The sequence below is a fragment of the Microbacterium sp. HA-8 genome (assembly GCF_046111165.1).
GTDB lineage: Bacteria > Actinomycetota > Actinomycetes > Actinomycetales > Microbacteriaceae > Microbacterium.
On record NZ_CP162025.1, the window covers coordinates 1,470,403 to 1,489,616 of the forward strand.

Annotated in this window: 19 protein-coding genes and 2 riboswitches; of the genes, 5 read left to right on the forward strand and 14 right to left on the reverse strand. The window is 71.1% G+C overall.

What is annotated here, in order from left to right:
- Positions 1 to 21: 21 nt before the first annotated feature.
- From AB2L57_RS07030 to AB2L57_RS07040, 3 genes are all read right to left on the reverse strand, one after another.
- Positions 22 to 372, reverse strand: coding sequence for a LysR family transcriptional regulator (locus tag AB2L57_RS07030; protein WP_292809753.1), 351 nt, complete (start codon positions 370 to 372; stop codon positions 22 to 24).
- Positions 373 to 434: 62 nt separating this feature from the next.
- Entirely contained in the window at positions 435 to 773 is a 339-nt protein-coding gene (locus AB2L57_RS07035) for a hypothetical protein (RefSeq protein ID WP_292809755.1), read from the reverse strand.
- Positions 774 to 787: 14 nt separating this feature from the next.
- Positions 788 to 1,336: a type 1 glutamine amidotransferase domain-containing protein gene (locus AB2L57_RS07040; protein ID WP_292809757.1), complete on the reverse strand. Its 549-nt coding sequence runs from the start codon at positions 1,334 to 1,336 to the stop codon at positions 788 to 790.
- Positions 1,337 to 1,677: 341 nt separating this feature from the next.
- Between AB2L57_RS07040 and AB2L57_RS07045 the strand changes: the two genes are divergently transcribed.
- Positions 1,678 to 1,803: a hypothetical protein gene (locus AB2L57_RS07045; protein WP_292809759.1), complete on the forward strand. Its 126-nt coding sequence runs from the start codon at positions 1,678 to 1,680 to the stop codon at positions 1,801 to 1,803.
- 21 nt (positions 1,804 to 1,824) lie between these two features.
- Here the strand turns inward: AB2L57_RS07045 and AB2L57_RS07050 are convergent, their stop codons facing one another.
- The gene (locus tag AB2L57_RS07050) at positions 1,825 to 2,043 is read right to left on the reverse strand and encodes a dodecin (RefSeq protein WP_292809761.1); all 219 of its coding nucleotides are present in this window, start codon (positions 2,041 to 2,043) and stop codon (positions 1,825 to 1,827) included.
- Positions 2,044 to 2,120: 77 nt separating this feature from the next.
- Positions 2,121 to 3,635 (reverse strand): MDR family MFS transporter, encoded by a 1,515-nt coding sequence (locus AB2L57_RS07055; protein WP_292809763.1) that lies wholly within the window; start codon positions 3,633 to 3,635, stop codon positions 2,121 to 2,123.
- 319 nt (positions 3,636 to 3,954) lie between these two features.
- Here AB2L57_RS07055 and AB2L57_RS07060 point away from each other — a divergent pair, with 319 nt between their 5' ends.
- Positions 3,955 to 5,835 carry an ABC transporter ATP-binding protein gene (locus tag AB2L57_RS07060; RefSeq protein ID WP_292811984.1) on the forward strand — a complete coding sequence of 627 codons (1,881 nt, stop codon included), beginning with the start codon at positions 3,955 to 3,957 and terminating at the stop codon, positions 5,833 to 5,835.
- A gap of 7 nt (positions 5,836 to 5,842) precedes the next feature.
- Here AB2L57_RS07060 and AB2L57_RS07065 read toward each other — a convergent pair whose 3' ends face one another.
- Genes AB2L57_RS07065 through AB2L57_RS07090 form a run of 6 tightly spaced genes read right to left on the reverse strand, consistent with a single transcriptional unit; the run spans position 5,843 to position 12,577 of the window.
- Positions 5,843 to 6,805 carry a glycosyltransferase family 2 protein gene (locus AB2L57_RS07065; protein WP_292811938.1) on the reverse strand — a complete coding sequence of 321 codons (963 nt, stop codon included), beginning with the start codon at positions 6,803 to 6,805 and terminating at the stop codon, positions 5,843 to 5,845.
- Positions 6,802 to 7,947 (reverse strand): cysteine desulfurase family protein, encoded by a 1,146-nt coding sequence (locus tag AB2L57_RS07070; protein WP_292811940.1) that lies wholly within the window; start codon positions 7,945 to 7,947, stop codon positions 6,802 to 6,804. The genes AB2L57_RS07065 and AB2L57_RS07070 overlap by 4 nt, the downstream gene beginning before the upstream one ends.
- A gap of 7 nt (positions 7,948 to 7,954) precedes the next feature.
- Positions 7,955 to 8,830, reverse strand: coding sequence for a carboxylating nicotinate-nucleotide diphosphorylase (gene nadC / locus AB2L57_RS07075; RefSeq protein ID WP_292811942.1), 876 nt, complete (start codon positions 8,828 to 8,830; stop codon positions 7,955 to 7,957).
- A complete protein-coding gene (nadB, locus tag AB2L57_RS07080) occupies positions 8,824 to 10,473 on the reverse strand; it encodes an L-aspartate oxidase (protein WP_292811944.1) in 1,650 nt (549 codons plus the stop codon). The genes nadC and nadB overlap by 7 nt, the downstream gene beginning before the upstream one ends.
- Entirely contained in the window at positions 10,470 to 11,801 is a 1,332-nt protein-coding gene (gene nadA / locus AB2L57_RS07085) for a quinolinate synthase NadA (protein WP_292811946.1), read from the reverse strand. Before nadA ends, nadB begins: the two co-directional genes overlap by 4 nt.
- A 2-nt stretch (positions 11,802 to 11,803) precedes the next feature.
- On the reverse strand, positions 11,804 to 12,577 hold the full coding sequence (locus AB2L57_RS07090; RefSeq protein ID WP_292811949.1) for an NrtR DNA-binding winged helix domain-containing protein: 774 nt from the start codon (positions 12,575 to 12,577) through the stop codon (positions 11,804 to 11,806).
- Positions 12,578 to 12,702: 125 nt separating this feature from the next.
- Here AB2L57_RS07090 and AB2L57_RS07095 point away from each other — a divergent pair, with 125 nt between their 5' ends.
- Positions 12,703 to 13,875, forward strand: coding sequence for a MarP family serine protease (locus AB2L57_RS07095; RefSeq protein WP_292811951.1), 1,173 nt, complete (start codon positions 12,703 to 12,705; stop codon positions 13,873 to 13,875).
- A 740-nt stretch (positions 13,876 to 14,615) separates the two neighbouring features.
- Here AB2L57_RS07095 and AB2L57_RS07100 read toward each other — a convergent pair.
- Genes AB2L57_RS07100 through AB2L57_RS07110 form a run of 3 tightly spaced genes read right to left on the reverse strand, consistent with a single transcriptional unit; the run spans position 14,616 to position 17,208 of the window.
- Positions 14,616 to 15,437, reverse strand: coding sequence for a MetQ/NlpA family ABC transporter substrate-binding protein (locus AB2L57_RS07100; protein WP_292811953.1), 822 nt, complete (start codon positions 15,435 to 15,437; stop codon positions 14,616 to 14,618).
- A 59-nt stretch (positions 15,438 to 15,496) separates the two neighbouring features.
- Entirely contained in the window at positions 15,497 to 16,237 is a 741-nt protein-coding gene (locus AB2L57_RS07105; protein WP_292811955.1) for a methionine ABC transporter permease, read from the reverse strand.
- Positions 16,234 to 17,208: a methionine ABC transporter ATP-binding protein gene (locus tag AB2L57_RS07110; protein ID WP_409048406.1), complete on the reverse strand. Its 975-nt coding sequence runs from the start codon at positions 17,206 to 17,208 to the stop codon at positions 16,234 to 16,236. Before AB2L57_RS07110 ends, AB2L57_RS07105 begins: the two co-directional genes overlap by 4 nt.
- Before the next feature lie 214 nt (positions 17,209 to 17,422).
- A riboswitch (glycine riboswitch) is annotated at positions 17,423 to 17,518 on the forward strand.
- Positions 17,519 to 17,638, forward strand: a riboswitch (glycine riboswitch). It begins immediately after the preceding riboswitch.
- 50 nt (positions 17,639 to 17,688) lie between these two features.
- On the opposite strand from AB2L57_RS07110, the gene gcvT reads away from it, so the two are divergent.
- Both gcvT and gcvH read left to right on the forward strand, forming a co-directional pair.
- Entirely contained in the window at positions 17,689 to 18,816 is a 1,128-nt protein-coding gene (gcvT, locus tag AB2L57_RS07115) for a glycine cleavage system aminomethyltransferase GcvT (protein ID WP_292811959.1), read from the forward strand.
- A complete protein-coding gene (gcvH, locus tag AB2L57_RS07120) occupies positions 18,813 to 19,196 on the forward strand; it encodes a glycine cleavage system protein GcvH (RefSeq protein WP_292811961.1) in 384 nt (127 codons plus the stop codon). Before gcvT ends, gcvH begins: the two co-directional genes overlap by 4 nt.
- Positions 19,197 to 19,214 lie beyond the last annotated feature (18 nt).

Consider the following 19,214-nt stretch of genomic DNA (forward strand, 5'->3'; position numbering starts at 1 on the left):
CGACGGCGGCACACTGGCGTGCTACCGCCCTTGACGCTTCTTGAACGGCTTCGGCTGACCCTTCACGACCGGCGCGCGGCCCTTGCCCTTGGAGGCTTTCGCCTTGCCCCCGGTCGATGCCATGGGCTTCGAAGCGGTCGGGGGCGCCTCGGCGATGCGTCGCGCGGCCTCGTCCTGCAGCAGACGGCCCGCCGGCGTCAGCCTCCATCCCGACTTCTCGCGCGCGAACAGCGGCTGACCGACCTCGGTCTCGAGCTTGTCGATCGAGGAGTAGAGCGCGGCGAGCGGGATGCCGAGCTCGTCCGCCGCGCGCGGAACATGCAGATCGGCGTCGATCACGGCGATGAACCGCCGCAGCTGGGTGATCTTCACCGGGATCCTTCGTTCGATGGTGCCGCTCGGGGCGACCTCTCGATCATCTCAGGCGCGCGTCCTCACCAGCCGTTCGTGTTGAACCACTGCGCGCGGGCGTCGGCCTCGGCATCCGTCCGCGCTCCGGCGAAGGCGTCGTGAGTGGCGAGACGATCCCCACGGGTCAGGGGGACGAACTCCGTGCAGACAGGGCACAGCGCCCGGCCGTGCGGGAACCCGTCCGGCAGGAGCGCGGCCGGAGCGGCCGTACGCCGAGACCCTGCGCACCGCGGGGGGTCGGCTTCGCGGTCCGTCCACATCGCGCCCGTGCCGCGACGATTGTGCAACCCCGCGTGCCCGGGCGGCCGACTGCAGATCACGCCGTTGCGGCGGCTGAAGCACCAGGCTGCCCGGGCATCCATGGTGGGGGTGGTGATCAGGCGTGCTGGCCGGAGTGCTTGCCCTCGGCGATCTCCTCGATCACCTTGTCGTTGAAGGCCGGCAGGTCGTCCGGTGTGCGGCTCGTGACGAAGCCCTGGTCGACGACGACCTCCTGATCCACCCAGTCGGCGCCGGCGTTGCGCAGATCCGTCTTCAGGCTCGGGTAGCTGGTGAGCGTGCGACCCTTCACGACGTCCCCTTCGATGAGCGTCCACGCGGCGTGGCAGATCGCGGCGACCGGCTTGGACGCCTCGAAGAAGGCGCGTGCGAAGGCGACGGCCTTTTTGTCCATGCGCAGATGGTCGGCGTTGACGACGCCGCCGGGAAGCACGAGGGCGTCGTAGTCGGCGGCGTTCGCTGCGGCGGTCGTGAGGTCGACGGTCTGGGTGTGACCGTTCTTTCCCTCGATGGAGCCGGCCTCGGGGGCGATCAGCACGGCGGTGGCGCCGGCGCTGGTCACAGCATCCCAGGGGGAGGTCAGTTCGCTGTCTTCGTATCCGTCGGTCGCGACGAAGGCGACCTTCTTTCCACTCAGATCGTTCATGTCGTCGACGCTACGCCGGGCGCGGTGCGGGTGGCGGGGGCTTGACAGGCCGAGCCTTGCCTCACCCGCGTTGGGGCGTCGGAATCACGGTGGGGCGTGCTGCTCCGCGCCCCACCGTCGCGCCGACGCCCCACGGTGGGCCTGTTGGTCGCTGTCGGCCCTTGCGCCCCGCGTCGGGGCATCCATGTTCGGTCGCGCGTGCGGGCCGAGGGCGTGTCCCGATGGTTGTCGCCATGGAGCGGCCAGGCCGACAGAAAGTGGGACACCAGGAAGACCCCGGTGGGACATCGACTCGTGCGTGCGCGGCCCGGGCCGCGCGGAGAGGTGTCTACGATGGGGGCATGACTTCCACGCCCGAGAACACCCCGCTGCAGACCCTGCGTCCCGTCGCCGACGAGAAGAACCTTCTCACGACGACGGATGCTGCCGCGTCATGCTGCGGTGGAGGCTGCTGCTCGACCAGCTGACCCCGCCGCAGCACGCGGCGGTCAGTCCTCCGGGTCCTCCAGGCGGAACCCCACCTTGAGGGTGACCTGGAAGTGCAGGACCTGCTCCTCGTCGGCGTGACCGCGCACGGAGACGACCTCGAACCAGTCGATGTTCCGGATCGTCTTCGATGCGCGGGCGATGGCATTGCGGATCGCCGCATCCATGCCCTCCGGGGAGGAGCCGACGATCTCGCTGACGCTGTAGGTGTGTGTGCTCATGCGGGTGACGTTACGCCCGAATGGGCCGCGTCGACAGGCCGTTGACACGCACGGCGCGCGCCTCTAACCGGCCGGTCTCAGTGCACCATCGGCGGCCCGACCGAGTCGGCGGGCTTGCGGATGAAGAACGACAGTACGACCGTCGGCGTCGCGATGATTGCGGCGGGCAGGAACGCGACCTGGGTTCCCGCGGCCTCTCCCGAGACCTCGGTGCCGCCGCCGGCCACGACGCCCGCGGCGACGCCCGACATGACGGTGATGAGCAGGGCGATGCCGGCCGCCCCGGCCACCTGCTGCACGGTGGAGACGATGGCGCTGCCGTGCGAGTAGAACCGACGCTCGAGCGACCCGAGCGACGCCGTGAACAGGGGCGTGAATGACAGCGCCAGACCGATCGAGAGCAGAGTCTGCGCGACCGCGATCACCCAGATCGGGGTCGTGACGCCGAGCGTCGTGTAGAACCAGAGCAGGGCGCTGGCGATGATCGACCCGGGCACCAGGAGAAGACGCGGTCCGCGCTTGTCGTAGATACGGCCGATGACCGGTCCGAGCAGGCCCATGGCCAGGGCGCCCGGCAGCACCACGAGACCCGTCTCGAGGGCCGAGACGCCGAGCACGCGCTGCATGTACAGGGGCACGACCGTGATCGCGCCGAAGAACGCCATCGAGATCAGCAGGAACTGCACCACCGCCAGTGAGAAGTTGCCCGAGCGGAAAACCCGCAGATCGAGCAGGGCGTCGTCGCTCTTCTGCAAGCGCAGCTGACGCCAGACGAACATTGCCAGCGAGGCGACGCCGACCGAGAGCGCGACGATCAGCGCCACGGTCGAGGATGCGGATGCGGCCGCTGCGTCGGCTCCGCCGCCGTGACTGGCGGCTCCGCCGATCTGGCTGAGGCCGAAGACGACGCCGCCGAATCCGAGGGCCGAGAGGATCACCGAGAAGACATCCAGCGGGGCCTTCTTGACCTCGCCGACATTGACCATCCAGCGTGCGCCCGCGATCAGCGCGACGAGGGCGATCGGCAGGATCAGCCCGAAGATCCAGCGCCACCCCACGGTGTCGAGCAGCACGCCCGAGACGGTGGGGCCGATGGCGGGAGCGAGCGAGATGACGACGCTGACGCGGCCCATCATGCGCCCGCGGGTCTGCGGCGGAACGAGGTTCATGATCGTGGTCATCAGCAGCGGCATCATGATCGCCGTGCCCGACGCCTGCACGACGCGGGCGACGACGAGCATCTCGAATCCCGGAGAGAGGAACGCCAGGAGCGTTCCGAGCGAGAACAGCGACATGGCGAGCAGGAACGCCGTCCGTGTGGTGAGCCGCTGCAGCAGGAATCCGGTCGTGGGGATCACGACGGCCATCGTCAGCATGAAGGCGGTGGTCAGCCACTGGGCATCGAGCGCCGTGATGCCGAGGTCGGTGATGAGGTGGGGGATCGCCACGCCCATCGTCGTCTCGTTGAGGATCGCCACGAACGCCGCGCCGAGCAGCAGCCAGATCAGGCGGTTCTCGCGTGCGCCGAGCGTCGGGACGGATGCTGTCGCGGTGCCCTGCGTGGGGATGCTGTCGGTGCTCGTCGCTGACATCGGGGCGGCTCCTTGGTGCGGGGTGGGACGTCACACGGGCCGGGGTGCGGCGGGTGCGGGATCGAGGCGGCACAGACACTCCGCGACCTCGACGAGGCGTCACCCCACGGGGGCGAGCTTCAAGGGCAACGGCGGGACGGGGCAGAGAATTCCCTGCCCGGAGGATTGCCGGCGCGACTGCTCGCTCCACCCTAGCGAGAGCCGTCGACATCGGCGCCCAGCGCCCGGCTCCCATCTGCATGTATATTGACATGCATATGTCTTCCCTTCCTCGCCGCCGCCCGTGTCGCGAGCCTGACCTAGGCTCGGCACCATGAACATGGGCCGTGGCGGCATGGGCGGGGGGCTCACCCGCAACGTGGATGCCGAGGCGCAGCGCGCGGCAAACGCCGAAGCTCCCCGCATCCCGAATCTCGGTCGACGCACCGTCGCGCTCTTCGCGCCGTATCGCGCGCGCCTCACGGCGACAGCGGGGCTCGTGGTGGTCAGCGCCGGCATCGCCGTCATCCCCGCGCTGCTGATCGAGCTCATCTTCGATTCCGCGCTTTTTCCCGCCGACGGCACAGGGCCCGACCTCACTCTGCTCGCCGAGCTCGTCGCCCTGATGATCGGGTTGTTCATCGCCTCGGCGGGGCTGAACGTCCTGCAGACCTGGCTGACCTCCTCGGTCGGAAACCGCGTCACCGGCGATCTGCGGGTGCGGCTGTTCTCGCATCTGCAGCGCATGGATCTGTCCTTCTTCACCCGCACCAAGACCGGCGTCATCCAGTCGCGGCTGCAGAACGACGTCGGCGGCGTCGCGGGCGTGCTGACGAACGCCATGACCAGCATCCTCGGCAACGCCGTCACGGTCATCGCCTCCCTCGTGGCCATGGTGCTGATCGACTGGCGGCTCACCCTCATCGCGATCGTGCTGATGCCGGGGCTCGTGTACGTCCAGCGGCGGGTGGGTCAGGTGCGCGCGCGCATCGCCGCAGAGACGCAGGAGTCGCTGTCGCAGCTGACCGCGATCACGCAGGAGACGCTGTCGGTCTCGGGCGTCCTGCTCGCGAAGGCCTTCAACCGGCAGCAGTCCGAGATCGGCCGCTATACGGGCGAGACCGGCACGCAGGTGGGGCTCCAGGTGCGCCTGGCGATGACCGGGCAGTGGTTCTTCGGCCTGGTCAACGTGATCATGTCATCCGTGCCCGCCGTGATCTATCTCGTATCAGGACTGCTGCTCACGGGCGGCTCGACCGACATCTCGGCGGGTGTGATCGTCGCCTTCACGACCGTGCAGGCGCGCCTGCTGTTCCCGCTCATGGCCCTGCTGCGCGTCTCGCTCGAGGTGCAGACGTCCAAGGCGCTGTTCGCGCGCATCTTCGAGTACCTCGACCTCACGCCGTCGATCGTCGATTCTCCCGGCGCGCACACGGTCGACGGTGCCCCCGGTCCCGTCGGTCGCATCGAGTTCGACGACGTGACCTTCCGCTACCCGGACGCGGGACCCGATGCGCGCCCGACCCTCGACGGGGTCTCGTTCGTCGCCGAGCCGGGCAGCCACGTCGCCTTCGTCGGTCCGAGCGGCGCGGGCAAGACCACCATCCTCTATCTCGCTCCGAGGCTGTACGAGGCGACCGGCGGCACCGTGCGCTTCAGCGGCAGCGATGTGCGTGAGCTGACGCAGCGCTCGATCATCGATCACATCGGCATCGTGTCGCAGGAGACCTATCTCTTCCACGCGTCCATCCGCGACAACCTGCTCTACGCCAAACCCGACGCCACCGACGCGGAGCTCGAGGCCGCGTGTCGCTCCGCGAACATCCATCACGTCATCGAGGGGTTCGCCGACGGGTACGACACGGTCGTCGGCGAGCGCGGCTACCGCCTCTCGGGCGGCGAGAAGCAGCGCGTCGCCATCGCCCGCGTGCTGCTGAAGGACCCGCCCGTGCTCCTGCTCGACGAGGCCACGAGCGCTCTCGACACCGTGTCGGAGCGCGTCGTGCAAGAAGCGCTGGATGCCGCCTCCCGAGGTCGTACGACGCTCTCGATCGCCCACCGGCTCTCGACCGTCGTGGGAGCCGACGTCATCCACGTCGTCGAGGCGGGCCGCATCGTCGAGTCGGGCACCCACGCGCAGCTGCTGGGCGCCGGGGGCCTCTACGCCGACCTGGCGACCAGGCAGGTCGAGGCATCCATCGATCTCTCCGCGCCCGCCTGACGCGCGCTCACCACAGCAGCGCGGCCGACACGGCGTGCTCGGATGCCGCACTCAACGCCCCCGCCGGCAGCGGTGCGCGCTCCCACAGCGCGCGGGCGAAGGCGCCCACCGCGCGCCGATAGGCGTCATCGGGGTGATGCTGCGCGATCCCCGCGAGGCGTGGCACATCCATGTCGAGCATCAGGCGCACGCGCGCCGCTGCCGCCCGCGGTGCCCCCGCCGCATCGAGCACCTCGAGCCCCTCGCTCATCGCGGCGAGGCAGTCCCTCAGCACGGGCAACGCCGACTCGCGCTGCGTGATCGAGCTGCCGTCGGCCCGGACGCGCCAGTGCATGACGACGTCGGGGATCGTGTCGAAGGCTCGCGCGCGGGTGTACATGCGCTGTGCCAGGGCCTGGTCCTCGTAGAGCCGGTCTTCGGGGAACCGCAGGCCGGCGCGATCCCAGAAATCCCGCCGGCTGATCTTGGACCACGCCACGACGTTGCCCGTGACGTCGGGATGCTGCGCCACGGTCGTCCCGAGACGTTCGGGGTCGGTGGCGGCCGAGACCCACGGCTGCACGGCGCCCGGCAGGTATGTGCCCCCGGCATCCGCCCGAAGCCGGACGTAGGCACCGACCGCGAAATCGCTGCCCGTGCGCTCGAGCGTGCCGGTCAGGCGCGCGAGGGCGCCCGGGGCGAGCACGTCGTCGGCGTCGAGGAAGCCGAGCAGGGGAGTGTCGACGAGATCGAGCCCGGTGTTGCGGGCGGCGCCGAGTCCCCGCTGCTCGTCGTGGGCGACGAAACGCAGGCGCGGGTCGGCGTCGGCGGCCGCGGCGAAGATCTGAGCGGTTGCATCGGTCGATCCGTCATCGATGAGGATGGCGCGCCAGTTCGTCATGTCCTGCATGCGCAACGAGGCGAGCGCGGCGTCCGCGTATTCCGCGACGTCGTGACCGGGCACGATGATCGTGACGAGGGGGGCGCTCACGCGGTCGATTGTACGGCCGCGACCGATGCCGCCAGAGCGTCCGCGACGTCATCGAGCGGTTCGTCGAGCGTGCGCGGAAACGTGAAGCGCACGGCGGTCTGCGCGAGCGCGGCGTGTACGCCGAGTGCGATCAGCACGTGCGAGGGCTCATCGCTGCCGGCAGCGCACGCCGAACCGCTCGAGGAGATCACCCCTCGGCGCTCGAGGTTCAGCAGCACGGCCTCGCCGCTCGTTCCCGAGAAGGTGAAGCTCGCGGTGCCGGGCAGCCGGTGCACGGGGTCGCCGGTGAGGCGCGCCTGCGGAATCAGGGTGAGCACGCGGGCGACGAAGGCATCGCGCAGGGCCGAGACGCGCGCCGCCGCCTCGACACGCTCGCGGTCTGCGAGCCCCAGGGCGGTGGCGAGGGCGACCGCACCCGCGACGCTCTCGGTGCCGCTGCGGCGACCACGCTCCTGACCGCCGCCGTGGAGGAGCGGTTCGACGGGCAGGCGGCCGCGCACGGCGAGGGCGCCCGTCCCCTGCGGGGCGCCGAGTTTGTGACCTGCGATCGATATCGCGTCGACACCGAGCTCGGCGGCCGACAGATCCAGCCACCCCGCGGCCTGCACCGCGTCGATGTGGACGGGCACGCGACGCTCGTGGGCCACCCGGGCGAGGACCCCGACATCCTGGATGGTGCCGACCTCGTTGTTGGCGTAGCCGATGCTGACCAGTGCGGTGTCTTCGCGGATGGCGTCGGCGAGGTCGTCGGGATCGACCCGACCGTGTGCGTCGACGGGCACGAACGTTGCGGAGAAGCCGTGCACCCGCTGCAGGTAAGCCACGGACTGCAGCACCGACTCATGCTCGATCGGCGTCGTCACCAGGTGCCCCGCGTCGCGACCGAGCTGCGCCGCGATCGCGATGCCCTTGATCGCGAGGTTGTTGGCCTCGGTGCCGCCCGAGGTGAACACGACGTCGGTGCGGCGCATGCCGAGAGTGCGCGCCACCGCCGCGCGCGCATCGGCCAGGGTCGCTGCGGCGCGCTCGCCGATGGTGTGGTGGCTCGAGGGATTGCCGAACTCGGTCGTGAGGTGGGGCAGCATCGCCTCGAGCACTTCGCGCCGCACCGGCGTCGTGGCCGCGTTGTCGAGGTAGAGCATCCTGTCCCTAGTCTGCGCCCTGCCGGCCCGCGGCTTCTACCGCGACGTCGAGTCCCAGATCGAGCGCGGCCGCCGAGTGAGTGAGGGCGCCCACGGAGATGACGTCGACGCCCGTCTCGGCGATCGCCTGCACGGTCTCGAGCGTGACGCCGCCGCTGGCTTCGACGATCGCGCGCCCGCCGATCTGCTCGACGCCGCGGCGCAGTTCGGCGAGCGAGAAGTTGTCGAGCATGATCGTGCCGATGCCGGCCGCGAGCACGGGCTCGATCTGGTCGAGGCGGTCGACCTCGACCTCGACGTGCGTCGTGTGCGGCAGGCGGGCGATCGCCCCCTGGAGTGCGGCGGTCACCGACACCCCTCGCTGCGCCAGCACGGCGAGGTGGTTGTCCTTGGCCATGACGGCGTCGGACAGCGAGTAGCGGTGATTGTGGCCCCCGCCGCACACGACGGCGTGGCGCTCGAACGCGCGCAGCAGAGGTGTCGTCTTGCGCGTGTCGGCGATGCGCGCGCCGGTGTGGGCGACGCGGGCGACGTAGCGCGAGGTCAGGGTCGCGATGCCCGACATGCGTTGGACGAAGTTCAGCCCGATCCGCTCGGCCTGGAGCACGGCCCGTGCCCTGCCCTCGACGACGGCGAGCCTCGCCCCGGGCGCGAACTCCTCGCCGTCGGAGGCGACGAGCGCCACCGCCGTGGCGGGATCCGTGAGGCGGAAGGCGGCGGCGAACACCTCACCGCCGCTGAACACCCCGGGCTCGCGGGCGATCAGCTCCGCACGCGCCGTCGCATCGGCCGGAATCAGCGTCTCGCTCGTGACATCGCCCCACGGCGCGTCCTCCTCGAGCGCGGCCGCAACGACGCGGTCGATCTTGGCGCGGGTCAGCATGCGGGGGCTCCTGCCAGGGTCAGCGAGGCGGCGGGTGCGACAGCATCCCGGGTCTGTGTCGGGTCGTCGCGGCGGTGGTGGGCACCCACCGACTGCCGGCGCGCGGCCGCAGCCTGGACCATGGCGGCGGCGACGGCGAGCAGGTTGTCGTCCTCGAACTCGCGTTCGGTACCCGGCACGCGCGGTTCGGCGCGCCAGGCTCGGATCATGGACGCTGCGCGGGCGAGTCCCTCGGCGTCGCGGACGAGCCCGACGTCGGCCCACATCAGGCGCTGCAGCGCCCCGCGGGAGAAGGGCTCGGTGCTCGTCTCGGCTCGTTCGCCTGTCACGATCTGCGGGTGTGCGGCGCCCGCATCCACGATTCGCGACAGGGGAGCGGCGACCGCGAGGTCTGCGGTGGGCCAGGAAGCGCCGACAGGCCAGGAAGCGCCGACGGGCCAGGAGGCGCCGACGGGTGCGGCAGCGAGCACGGCTGCCGCTCGCGCACCGAACACCGCTCCCTCGAGCAGCGAGTTCGACGCGAGCCGGTTGGCGCCGTGCACGCCGGTGCGTGCCACCTCGCCGACGGCGTACAGACCCGGCACCGAGGTGCGTCCGTCGAGATCGGTGACGACGCCGCCCATCAGGTAGTGCGCGGCGGGGGTCACGGGGATCGGCTCGCGCGCCCAATCCAGCCCGCGCTCGCGCACGGCGCGATCGATCGTCGGAAACCGGCGGGCGAGGAAGGCCGCGTCGTCCTCGCCGTGCACCGCTCCGAGGCCGCGGGCATCGAGCAGCGCCGGCCGACCGCCCTGCCGCTGCATGCAGCGCGCGATCGCGCGGGCGACGACGTCGCGGGGTGCGAGCTCGCCGTCGGGATGCGCGTCGAACGTGAAGCGGCGACCGTCATCGTCGACGAGGATCGCGCCCTCGCCGCGCACGGCCTCGGAGACGAGGAACGCCTCGCCCGCGGCGAGCACCGTCGGGTGGAACTGGAAGAACTCGAGATCGGCCACCGCCGCGCCCGCGCGCATCGCCGCGGCGATGCCGTCACCCGTGGCGACGACGGGGTTCGTGGTGTGTGCGTAGAGCTCACCGGCTCCGCCCGACGCGAGCACGACCGCGTCGGCGTCGATCCGCACCCGCCGGGCGTCGTCGACGAGCAGATCGATGCCGACGACGGCACCCGAGTCGACCACGAGGTCGACGAGGAAGCCGTGCTCGATGATCTCGACACCCGCCGCGCGCACCGCGGCCACGAGCGCCCGCTCGATCGCCGTGCCGGTGGCGTCGCCGCCGGCGTGCAGGATGCGCGGGTACGAGTGCGCCGCCTCCAGGCCCTTGACGAAGGCGCCCGCCCCGTCGCGGTCGAAGGCGACACCGAGCGCGATGAGCTCGCGGATGCGCGCGGGACCCTCCTCGACGAGCACCCGCACGGCGGCGGGGTCGGCGAGGCCGGCGCCGGCGGTGAGGGTGTCGCGCACGTGGTCGGCCACGCGATCGTCGTCGAACATCACCCCGGCGATCCCGCCCTGCGCATAGCGGGTGTTCGCGTGCTCGAGCACGTCCTTGGTGACGAGGGCGACGCGGATGCCGCTGTCGGCGGCGTGCAGCGCGACGGTCAGTCCCGCGATGCCGCTGCCCACGACGACCGCGCTGGTCACGGGGTCACCTGCGGGGAGGGCTTGGCCGCCAGCATCCGCTCGAGGGCGACGCGTGCCGGATCGGCGACGTCGGCCGGCACGGTGATGCGGTTGACGACGCTGCCGGCGACCAGGCTCTCGAGCACCCAGGCGAGGTACCCCGGGTGGATGCGGTACATCGTCGAGCACGGGCATACGACCGGGTCGAGACAGAAGATCTCGTGCTGCGGATGCTGGGCCGCCAGGCGCTGCACGAGGTTGATCTCGGTGCCGATCGCGAATGTCGTCGGCTCGGTCGCCGCGTCGATGGCCTTGCGGATGTAGTCGGTCGAGCCCGCCTCGTCGGCGGCGTCGACGACGGGCATGGGGCACTCCGGGTGCACGATGACGCGCACACCGGGGTGCTCGGTCCGCGCCTTCTCGATCTGGTCCACGGTGAAACGGCGGTGCACGCTGCAGAAGCCGTGCCAGAGGATCACTCGGGCATCCTCGAGCGCCCCTTCGTCGTTGCCGCCGAGGGGCCGATGCGGGTTCCACATCGGCATCTGCTCGAGCGGCACCCCCATCGCCTTCGCCGTATTGCGGCCGAGGTGCTGGTCGGGGAAGAACAGCACGCGGCGTCCCCGCGCGAACGCCCACTCCAGCACCGTGCGCGCGTTCGAGGACGTGCACACGATGCCGCCGTGCCGTCCGACGAAGCCCTTGATCGCCGCCGAGGAGTTCATGTAGGTCACGGGCACAACGGGCACCAGCCCGTCGGCGTCGACAGCATCCATCGGTCCGTAGACGTCCTCGAGCGCCTCCCAGCACTCCTCGACCTGATCGATGTCGGCCATGTCGGCCATCGAGCAGCCGGCGGCGAGGTTGGGCAGGATCACCGCCTGGTCGGGGCCGGAGAGCAGGTCGGCGGTCTCGGCCATGAAGTGCACGCCGCAGAAGACGATCGCCTCGGCCTCGGGGTGCGCCTTCGCGGCGTTGGCCAGCTGGAAGGAGTCGCCCACGTAGTCGGCGTGGCGCACGACCTCCTCGCGCTGATAGAAGTGCCCGAGGATCACGACCCGGTCGCCGAGCGACTGCTTCGCGGCGACGATGCGCGCGTGCAGGTCCTCCTCACCCGCCTCCCGGTACTCGCGGGGCAGCTCGCCCTGGCGCGGGGCGCCGGTGGGGATGACATCCCCCATCGACGATCCTGGGCCGTAGCCGGGCCGGCTGTCGAAGTTCCAGGGCCCCGCGGCGAGGTCGGTGTTGCAGGTCTCCGCGTCCGACGCACCCGCGACGATCGCCTGGATCTCATGGTCGACGGATGCGTCGAGGGGGCGCGGCTGCAGGGTGAGGGGTGTTGCGGACATGACTACCTCGATTCGAGGGATGCCGGTGCCGCGGCCGCGAGGGGTCCGCGGTCCGAGAGCTCGACATCCTGGTTGTAGCGGTACAGCCGCGCGGGACGGTGGCTGCCCGTGCGGAACGACTGGGTGGGGATGAGGGTGCCGGACCCCTCGACCTGCCGCCGGAAGTTGGCGGGGTCGAGACGGCGTCCGAGGATCGCCTCGTAGGCCTCGCGCAGGTCGGCGAGGGTGAACTCGTCGGGCAGCAGGCCGTGCGCGATGCGGCTGTAGCCGACCTTGTTGCGCAGGCGCCACAGCGCGTAGTCGACGATCTGGTTGTGGTCGAACGCGAGATGCGGGAGCGAGGCTGCGGCGAACCATTCGACGTTCTCGGGGGCCGTCAGGCCCGCGGCGTGTGCGGCGACCTGCGCATCGACCTCGTCGGCGCGCAGCAGAGCCCAGTAGACGATCGAGACGACGCGGCTCGGCGAGCGGCCGACGTCGCCGAACGCGTAGAGCTGCTCGAGGTAGCTGGGCGTGAGGCCGGTGGTCTCGGCGAGCGTGCGGGATGCCGCCGTGTCGAGACCCTCGGCGGCGTCCAGCCATCCGCCGGGCAGCGCCCACAGACCCTCGAACGGATCGCGCGTGCGGCGCACGAGGGGCAGGACGAGTGCGGGGCAGTCGGCGCCGGAAAGGCGCCGCAGCGTGAAGATGACGGTGGACACGGCGACGCGCGCTTCGTCGACCGCGGCCGGGGTGGCGGCCGCAGTGCGGGTTGCCTCTGGAACGGTTCGTGTCATAGTGACCATTACTCCTCGAGCGATCTTAGTGTCGACATGACATGAAGTGCAAGCGGCCAGCATCCCGCGCCTTCTCAGACATCCCGCCTAAGCTCGCCCTGCCGGATCGCGTGAGGGGAGAGCGAGTGCTCGTCGTCGACATCGTGCTGATCGTCGTTCTCGTCGTCGCGCTGATCATCGGCGTGCAGCGGGGACTGTTCGCCAGCCTCGGCACCCTCGTCGGCGTCGCGGGCGGCGGCATCGCCGCGTTCTGGCTCATCCCGATCGTCAACGACGCGGTGCCGTGGCCGCAGTGGCGCGGCCTCATCGTGCTGGCCGTCGCGGTGCTCGTCCTCGTGACGGGGGCGCTTCTGGGGTCGGCCCTCGGAATGGCGATCCGCCGCGGGGCCGACCGCATCAGACTCAAGGGCATCGAGCGACTGCTCGGCGGCGCCGTCAGCGTCATCGTCGCGGCGCTCGCCATCTCGCTCGTGGGCCAGAGCGTCGCCGCGACCGGCATGCCGATCGTGTCGCAGGCGCTCTCGTCGTCGCAGGTGCTCCGCACGATCGAGGAGATCACCCCCCGCCCCGTGCAGGCCACGCTCGCTCAGCTGCGCGGCGCCGTGCTCGACGAGGGGCTGCCGACGCTCGGCACCCTGCTCGATGGCGCGGTCTCACCCGGCGCACCCGAAGTAGCCCTCGACGACCCGGCGCTCGCCGCAGCCGCTCGATCGGTCGGTCGCGTCTCCGGCGTCGCGTACGCCTGCGGCACGAGCGCGACGGGAACAGGTTTCGTCATCGCCCCCGACCGGGTGGTGACGAACGCGCATGTCGTGGCCGGGGTCGAGACGCCGGTGGTCGAGCTTCCGGGCGTCGCCGCCCGCGAGGGGCGGATCGTCTACTTCGATCCCATCGACGACCTCGCCGTGATCGCCGTCGACGATCTCGGGGCGGATGTGCTGCCCGTCGTGCCGACCCTCGCCGCCGGCGCCGGCGCGGTGGTGCAGGGATACCCCTACGGAGGGCCATTCGAGATGGGGGGAGCCGAGGTGATCTCGGTGGGCCCCGCGCAGGTGCCCGACATCTACGACGACGCGACCGCCGAGCGCGAGGTCTACGCCCTCGCCGCGACGGTGCGTCCCGGCAATTCGGGGGGTCCGCTGCTCACGACCGCCGGCGAGGTGGCCGGTGTCGTCTTCGCCCGCGCGGAGAACGACGACAACCTCGGCTATGCGATGACGACCACCGAGCTCACGCCGGTGCTGGCGCAGGCCGAGGGCCTCGACGCCGCGGTCTCGTCCGGCCGCTGCGCGGGCTGACGGCCTGACCCGGGACCCTGTCGGCGGCCTGACCCGGGCCCTGTCGGCGGCCTGAACCGGTCCCCCCGATCGGCGGCCTGACCCGGTCCCCCCGATCGGCGGGGCTGACCCTGCCCCTGTCGCGGCCCAGCCCGGGACCCTGGCTGCGGCCTGACGGGGCCCCTATCGGCGGCCCAACCCGGACCCTGTCGGCGAACCCACATTTTTGCAGCGAGCCACCACGTGTCGTGTGGTGGCTCGCTGCAAAAGTGGTGGTTCGAGTGGATGCTGGAGCCTGCGCGGCGGGGCCCGCCCGGTCGCGCGGCGGGGGGACCCGGGCACCTGTCGGCGGCCCGTCGCGGCCCCTTGCCGGCAGCCCGACGCGGCCCATTGTCGGCGGCCCGACCCGGGACCTTGTCGGCGGCCTGACCCGGGACCTTGTCGGCGGCCTGACCCGGTCCCCCCGATCGGCGGGCTGACCCTGCCCCCGTCGGCGAACCCACATTTTTGCAGCGAGCCACCACGTGTCGTGTGGTGGCTCGCTGCAAAAGTGGTGGTTCGAGTGGATGCTGGAGCCTGCGCGGCACGCCCGGCCCGGTCTCGCGGCGGGCCGGGATCGTCGTCAGCAGACCGAGGTCAGGGCGCCGGGATCAGCAGACCGCTGTCGGCAGGCCGGGATCAGCAGACCGCCGTCGGCAGGCCGCCTTCAGCAGGCCGGGATCAGCGGCCGCCTTCAGCAGGCCGGGATCAGCAGGCCGGGATCAGGAGGCCGGGATCACGAGGCCCGCGTATGTCTCCTCGATGAACGCGGCGGTCTCGGCCGAGGTCAGCAGCTCGTAGAGCGCGACGACGCGGGGGTCGTCGACGAGCTCGGCGCGAGTGGCGAGGATGTTGAAGTAGGGGCTGTCGGTCGACTCGCTGAGGATCTGCAGGTCGCCCGAGAGGCCGGCCGCCGCGGCGAAGCTGAAGTTCACGATCGCGGCGTCCTGTTGGGCGAGGGCGGCGGGCAGGCTCGCCGCGTCGATCTCCGTGAAGACGAAGTCGTTCGGGTTGGCGGTGATGTCGGCGACCGTCGTCGGGTTCTCGGTGGTCTCGATCAGGCCCGCGTCGGCGAGCAAGAGCAGTGCGCGCGACTCGTTGCTCGCGTCGTTGGGCAGTGCGATCTCGGCGCCCTCGGGCAGATCCTCGATCGCATCGACGGTCTCGGAGTACAGCGCGAGCGGGGGCAGGTAGATCTCGCCGACCGAGACGAGGTCCTCGCCCGAGTCCTCGACGAACAGGTCGAGGAAGGGCCCGTGCTGGAAGAGGTTCACATCGGTCGCACCCTGCGCGAGCGCGGGGTTGGGGGTGTTGTAGTCGCTGAACTCGGTGATCTCGATCTCGAGTCCGGCGTCCTCGGCGAGGTTCTCCTGCACGAAGGTCAGGATCTCGCCCGCGGGCACAGCGGTCGCGCCCACGACGATCGTGCCCAGGCTCTCGCTGTCGGAGGCGGGCTCGCTGGATCCGTCTGCGCAGCCGGCGAGGGCCAGGGCGGCGGTGGTCAGAGCGGCGAGGCCGGCGGCGGGGCGCAGCAGACGGGGCATGGGAGTGTCCTTTCGAGGGGCGGTGCAGGGGATGCGGCGGCGTGTGTCCGCCGTGGATCTCAGGGCTTCTCGACCCGGGCGCGGCGGCGCGTGCGGGGACGCTCGTGGTCGAGTCGTCGCGCGAGCAGGCCGCCGGCGGACTGCAGCGCCTGGACGAGCACGAGCAGCACGATCACGACGGCGACGATGTACTCGGTGCTGTAGCGCTGGTAGCCGAAACGGATCGCCAGGTCGCCGAGGCCTCCGGCGCCGACGACGCCGGCGATGGCCGAGAAGTTGATGATCGAGACGACGGTCGTGGTGAAGCCCAGCACGATGGCGGGCATCGCCTCGGGCACGAGCACCTTCGACAGGATCTGCCAGCGCGTGGCTCCGAGCGCATCGGCGGCCTCGATCTTTCCGGCCGAGACCTCGCGCACGGCGATCTCGACGATGCGGGCGAAGAACGGGATCGCGGCGATGCTGAGCGGCACGATCGCGGCCGTCGAGCCGAACGACGTGCCGATGAGTACGTAGGTGAACGGGATGAGCGCGATCATGAGGATGACGAACGGCACCGACCGCGTGATGTTCACGACGACCGCGATCACGACGTTGACGATCCGTCCGAGCGCGCGGCTGCCGAACGGCGCCTGCAGGATGCCGCCGCGGTCGGTCGCGACGAGGAGGACGCCGATCACGAGACCCACGACGAAGGTGACGAGCATCGTCACGCCCACCATGTAGAGGGTCTCGAGGGTCGCCTCCCAGAGGTTCGCGGCCATGTCGGACCAGAAGTCCGGGTCATCGACGTCGATCACGCGGCCACCTCCTCGACGACGATGCCCTGAGCCGTCAGCGCGCGCACGACGGCCGTCGCGTCGGATCCCGGAGGAAGCTCGAGCCGGGTGCGCCCCGTCTGCACGCTGTCGATGGTCTCGATGGCCGCTCCGAGCAGCCCGATGTCGAGGCACTGCTCGCGGGCGAGGCGGGCGATGACGGGCTCGTGGGCGACGAGCTCGGTGAACGTCAGATCGAGCACCGTCGCACCCGGGCGCGCGGGGGTGTCGCCGAGTGGGAAGAGCTGACGCGCGATGACCGAGCCCGGCGTGCGCAGGATCGTCCGCAGTCGCCCGCTCTCGACGATGCGCCCCGACTGCATGAGCGCCGCGGACGAGCAGATCGCCTTGACGACATCCATCTCGTGCGTGATCAGCAGGATCGTCAGGCCGAGCTCGCGGTTGAGATCCCGCAGCAGCTCGAGGATGCTGCGGGTCGTCTCGGGGTCGAGGGCGCTCGTCGCCTCGTCGGAGAGCAGCACCCGCGGCCGGGACGCGAGGGCGCGCGCGATGCCCACGCGCTGTTTCTGCCCGCCCGAGAGCTCGGAGGGGTACGCGTCGGCCTTCGTCCCGAGCCCGACCAGGTCGAGGATCTCGCCGACGCGGCGTCGGCGATCGGCACGGGTCATGGCCTGCGCCTCGAGTGCGAGCGAGACGTTGCCCGCGACCGTTCGGCGCGAGAGCAGGTTGAAGTGCTGGAAGATCATCCCGATCCCGTGCCGCGCTTCGCGCAGCTCGCGTCCGGAGAGGCCCGTGATGCGGGTGCCGGCGACATCCACCGTCCCCGAGTCGGGGCGTTCGAGGCCGTTCACCGTGCGGATCAGCGTGCTCTTGCCGGCGCCGCTGGTTCCCACGACGCCGTAGATCTCGCCCTCCTCGACCTCGAGCGAGACGTCGTCGAGGGCGCGGACATCGCCGCGGAAGGTCTTGGTCAGGTGCGCTGTCGTGATCATGGCTGCATGCCGGGGCGCACCGTCCGACGATCGGCGGGGCACCGCCGTCGGTGTTCGGGAACGCTCCAGCTTCGCCTGTGCGACGTCGGGCCGCGGCATCCTGTTACGGCGTGTGACGGGCGCAGCGCAGACGAAGGCGGCAGAACGCGGCGGCGCGGCGGTGGCCAGGGCTGCGCGCGGCCGATAGGCTGGCGCGCACAATCGCATATCGGCCTCATCTCGAGCGGGAGAGCCCCGGACGCACAGCCCGGGCACCGAAGGAGCAAGCCTCCCCGCCAATCTCTCAGGTACCGCGTACCGCTCGAGCCGGCCACTCTGAAAAGCGATCCCGAGCCGCGCTCGACGATCCGCCGACGGTGAAAGCCTCCGCATCCACCCCCCTCGCACGGGGATGCGGCGGCGAAGCTCTCAGGCCCATGACAGAGGGGGAGTTCGACAGGCGCCGCCCGGTGCCTGCCCGCACGATCACGGGAGAACTCGATGTCAGAACCTGTCTTGCGCTCGACCCCGCTGCGCGGCGCGCACGAGCGCCGCGGTGCCTCGTTCACCGACTTCGGCGGCTGGTGGATGCCGGTGCGCTACACCTCCGACCTCGCCGAGCACCACGCGGTGCGCACGGCCGCGGGTCTGTTCGACGTCTCGCACATGGCGGAGTTCGTCGTCGAGGGCCCGGGTGCCGGGGCGTTCCTCGACGCCGCGTTGGCGGGGCGGCTCTCCGTCGTGCCCGTGGGACGGGCGACCTATACGCTCCTGCTCGCCGAGACGGGCGGCATCGTCGACGACCTCATCGTGTATCGCCTCGCCGACCAGCGCTATCTGGTCGTCGCCAACGCCGGCAACCACGATGCCGTCGCGGCCGCGCTCGAGGAGCGGATGGCCGGCTTCGAGGCGAGCGTCGTCGATGCGAGCGACCAGTACGCCCTGATCGCGCTGCAGGGGCCGGCGGCGGCGGCGGTGATGGATGCTGTCGCCCTGACCGACCTCGGACGCCCGCTCGCCGAGCTGTCCGGCTACAGCGTCACGCAGGCCCGGTTCGAGGACGCCCCTCTGCTCGTCGCCCGCACGGGGTACACGGGCGAGGACGGGTTCGAGCTCTACATCGGCGCCGCACACGCCGAGGGCCTGTGGGAGGCGATGCTGGCCGCGGGTGCGCCGCTCGGTCTCGTGCCGGCGGGGCTCGCCGCGCGCGACACCCTGCGGCTCGAGGCCGGCATGCCCCTGTACGGGCATGAGCTCTCCCTCGATGTCCTGCCCGTGCAGGCGGGACTCGCCCGCGTGGTCGCGAGCGACAAGGACGCATTCGTCGGCGGCGCCGCGCTGGCCGCGATCGTCGACCCGGGTGCGCGCGTCCTCGTCGGCCTGAGCGCGGAGGGGCGTCGCGCGGCACGCGCAGGCTATGCCGTCCTGGCCCCGGGCGCCGACGCCGATCTTGTCGCCGTCGGCGAGGTCACCAGCGGCGCCCTCAGCCCCACCCTCGGCCATCCCATCGCGATGGCCTACGTCGATCCTCGCGTCAGCGCCCCCGGCACCACCCTGTTCGTGGATGTGCGGGGAACGCCGATTCCCGCCACCGTCACCCCCCTGCCCTTTTACCGGAGGAAGAAATGACCGATCTCGCCGCCCTCTCCTACACGACCGAGCACGAGTGGATCGCCCTCGACGGCGACGTCGCGACGGTCGGGATCACCGACTTCGCGGCCGACAAGCTCGGCGACGTCGTCTACGTCGACCTGCCCGCCGTCGACTCCGGTGTGACCGCCGGCGCGGTGTGCGGCGAGATCGAATCGACCAAGTCCGTCGGCGAGCTCTACGCCCCACTCACCGGCGTCATCGTCGCGGTGAACGAGGCCGTCGTCGACGATCCCGCGCTCGTGAACTCCTCGCCGTTCGAGGACGGCTGGCTCCTGAAGATCCGGGTCGACTCGTCGGCGACCGCCGACCTGCTCGACCGCGACGCGTACGCCGCGCTCACGGGGGAGGGCGCGTGAGCGGCGACGCATTCTCGG

What these genes read in the sequence shown, in the direction of transcription:
- AB2L57_RS07035 (WP_292809755.1), bottom strand. Translation starts at nt 773, where the DNA reads ATGGATGCCCGGGCAGCCTGGTGCTTCAGCCGCCGCAACGGCGTGATC.
- AB2L57_RS07040 (WP_292809757.1), bottom strand. Translation starts at nt 1,336, where the DNA reads ATGAACGATCTGAGTGGAAAGAAGGTCGCCTTCGTCGCGACCGACGGA.
- AB2L57_RS07045 (WP_292809759.1), top strand. Translation starts at nt 1,678, where the DNA reads ATGACTTCCACGCCCGAGAACACCCCGCTGCAGACCCTGCGTCCCGTC.
- AB2L57_RS07050 (WP_292809761.1), bottom strand. Translation starts at nt 2,043, where the DNA reads ATGAGCACACACACCTACAGCGTCAGCGAGATCGTCGGCTCCTCCCCG.
- AB2L57_RS07055 (WP_292809763.1), bottom strand. Translation starts at nt 3,635, where the DNA reads ATGTCAGCGACGAGCACCGACAGCATCCCCACGCAGGGCACCGCGACA.
- AB2L57_RS07060 (WP_292811984.1), top strand. Translation starts at nt 3,955, where the DNA reads ATGGGCCGTGGCGGCATGGGCGGGGGGCTCACCCGCAACGTGGATGCC.
- AB2L57_RS07070 (WP_292811940.1), bottom strand. Translation starts at nt 7,947, where the DNA reads ATGCTCTACCTCGACAACGCGGCCACGACGCCGGTGCGGCGCGAAGTG.
- nadC (WP_292811942.1), bottom strand. Translation starts at nt 8,830, where the DNA reads ATGCTGACCCGCGCCAAGATCGACCGCGTCGTTGCGGCCGCGCTCGAG.
- nadA (WP_292811946.1), bottom strand. Translation starts at nt 11,801, where the DNA reads ATGTCCGCAACACCCCTCACCCTGCAGCCGCGCCCCCTCGACGCATCC.
- AB2L57_RS07090 (WP_292811949.1), bottom strand. Translation starts at nt 12,577, where the DNA reads ATGACACGAACCGTTCCAGAGGCAACCCGCACTGCGGCCGCCACCCCG.
- AB2L57_RS07100 (WP_292811953.1), bottom strand. Translation starts at nt 15,437, where the DNA reads ATGCCCCGTCTGCTGCGCCCCGCCGCCGGCCTCGCCGCTCTGACCACC.
- AB2L57_RS07110 (WP_409048406.1), bottom strand. Translation starts at nt 17,208, where the DNA reads ATGATCACGACAGCGCACCTGACCAAGACCTTCCGCGGCGATGTCCGC.
- gcvT (WP_292811959.1), top strand. Translation starts at nt 17,689, where the DNA reads ATGTCAGAACCTGTCTTGCGCTCGACCCCGCTGCGCGGCGCGCACGAG.
- gcvH (WP_292811961.1), top strand. Translation starts at nt 18,813, where the DNA reads ATGACCGATCTCGCCGCCCTCTCCTACACGACCGAGCACGAGTGGATC.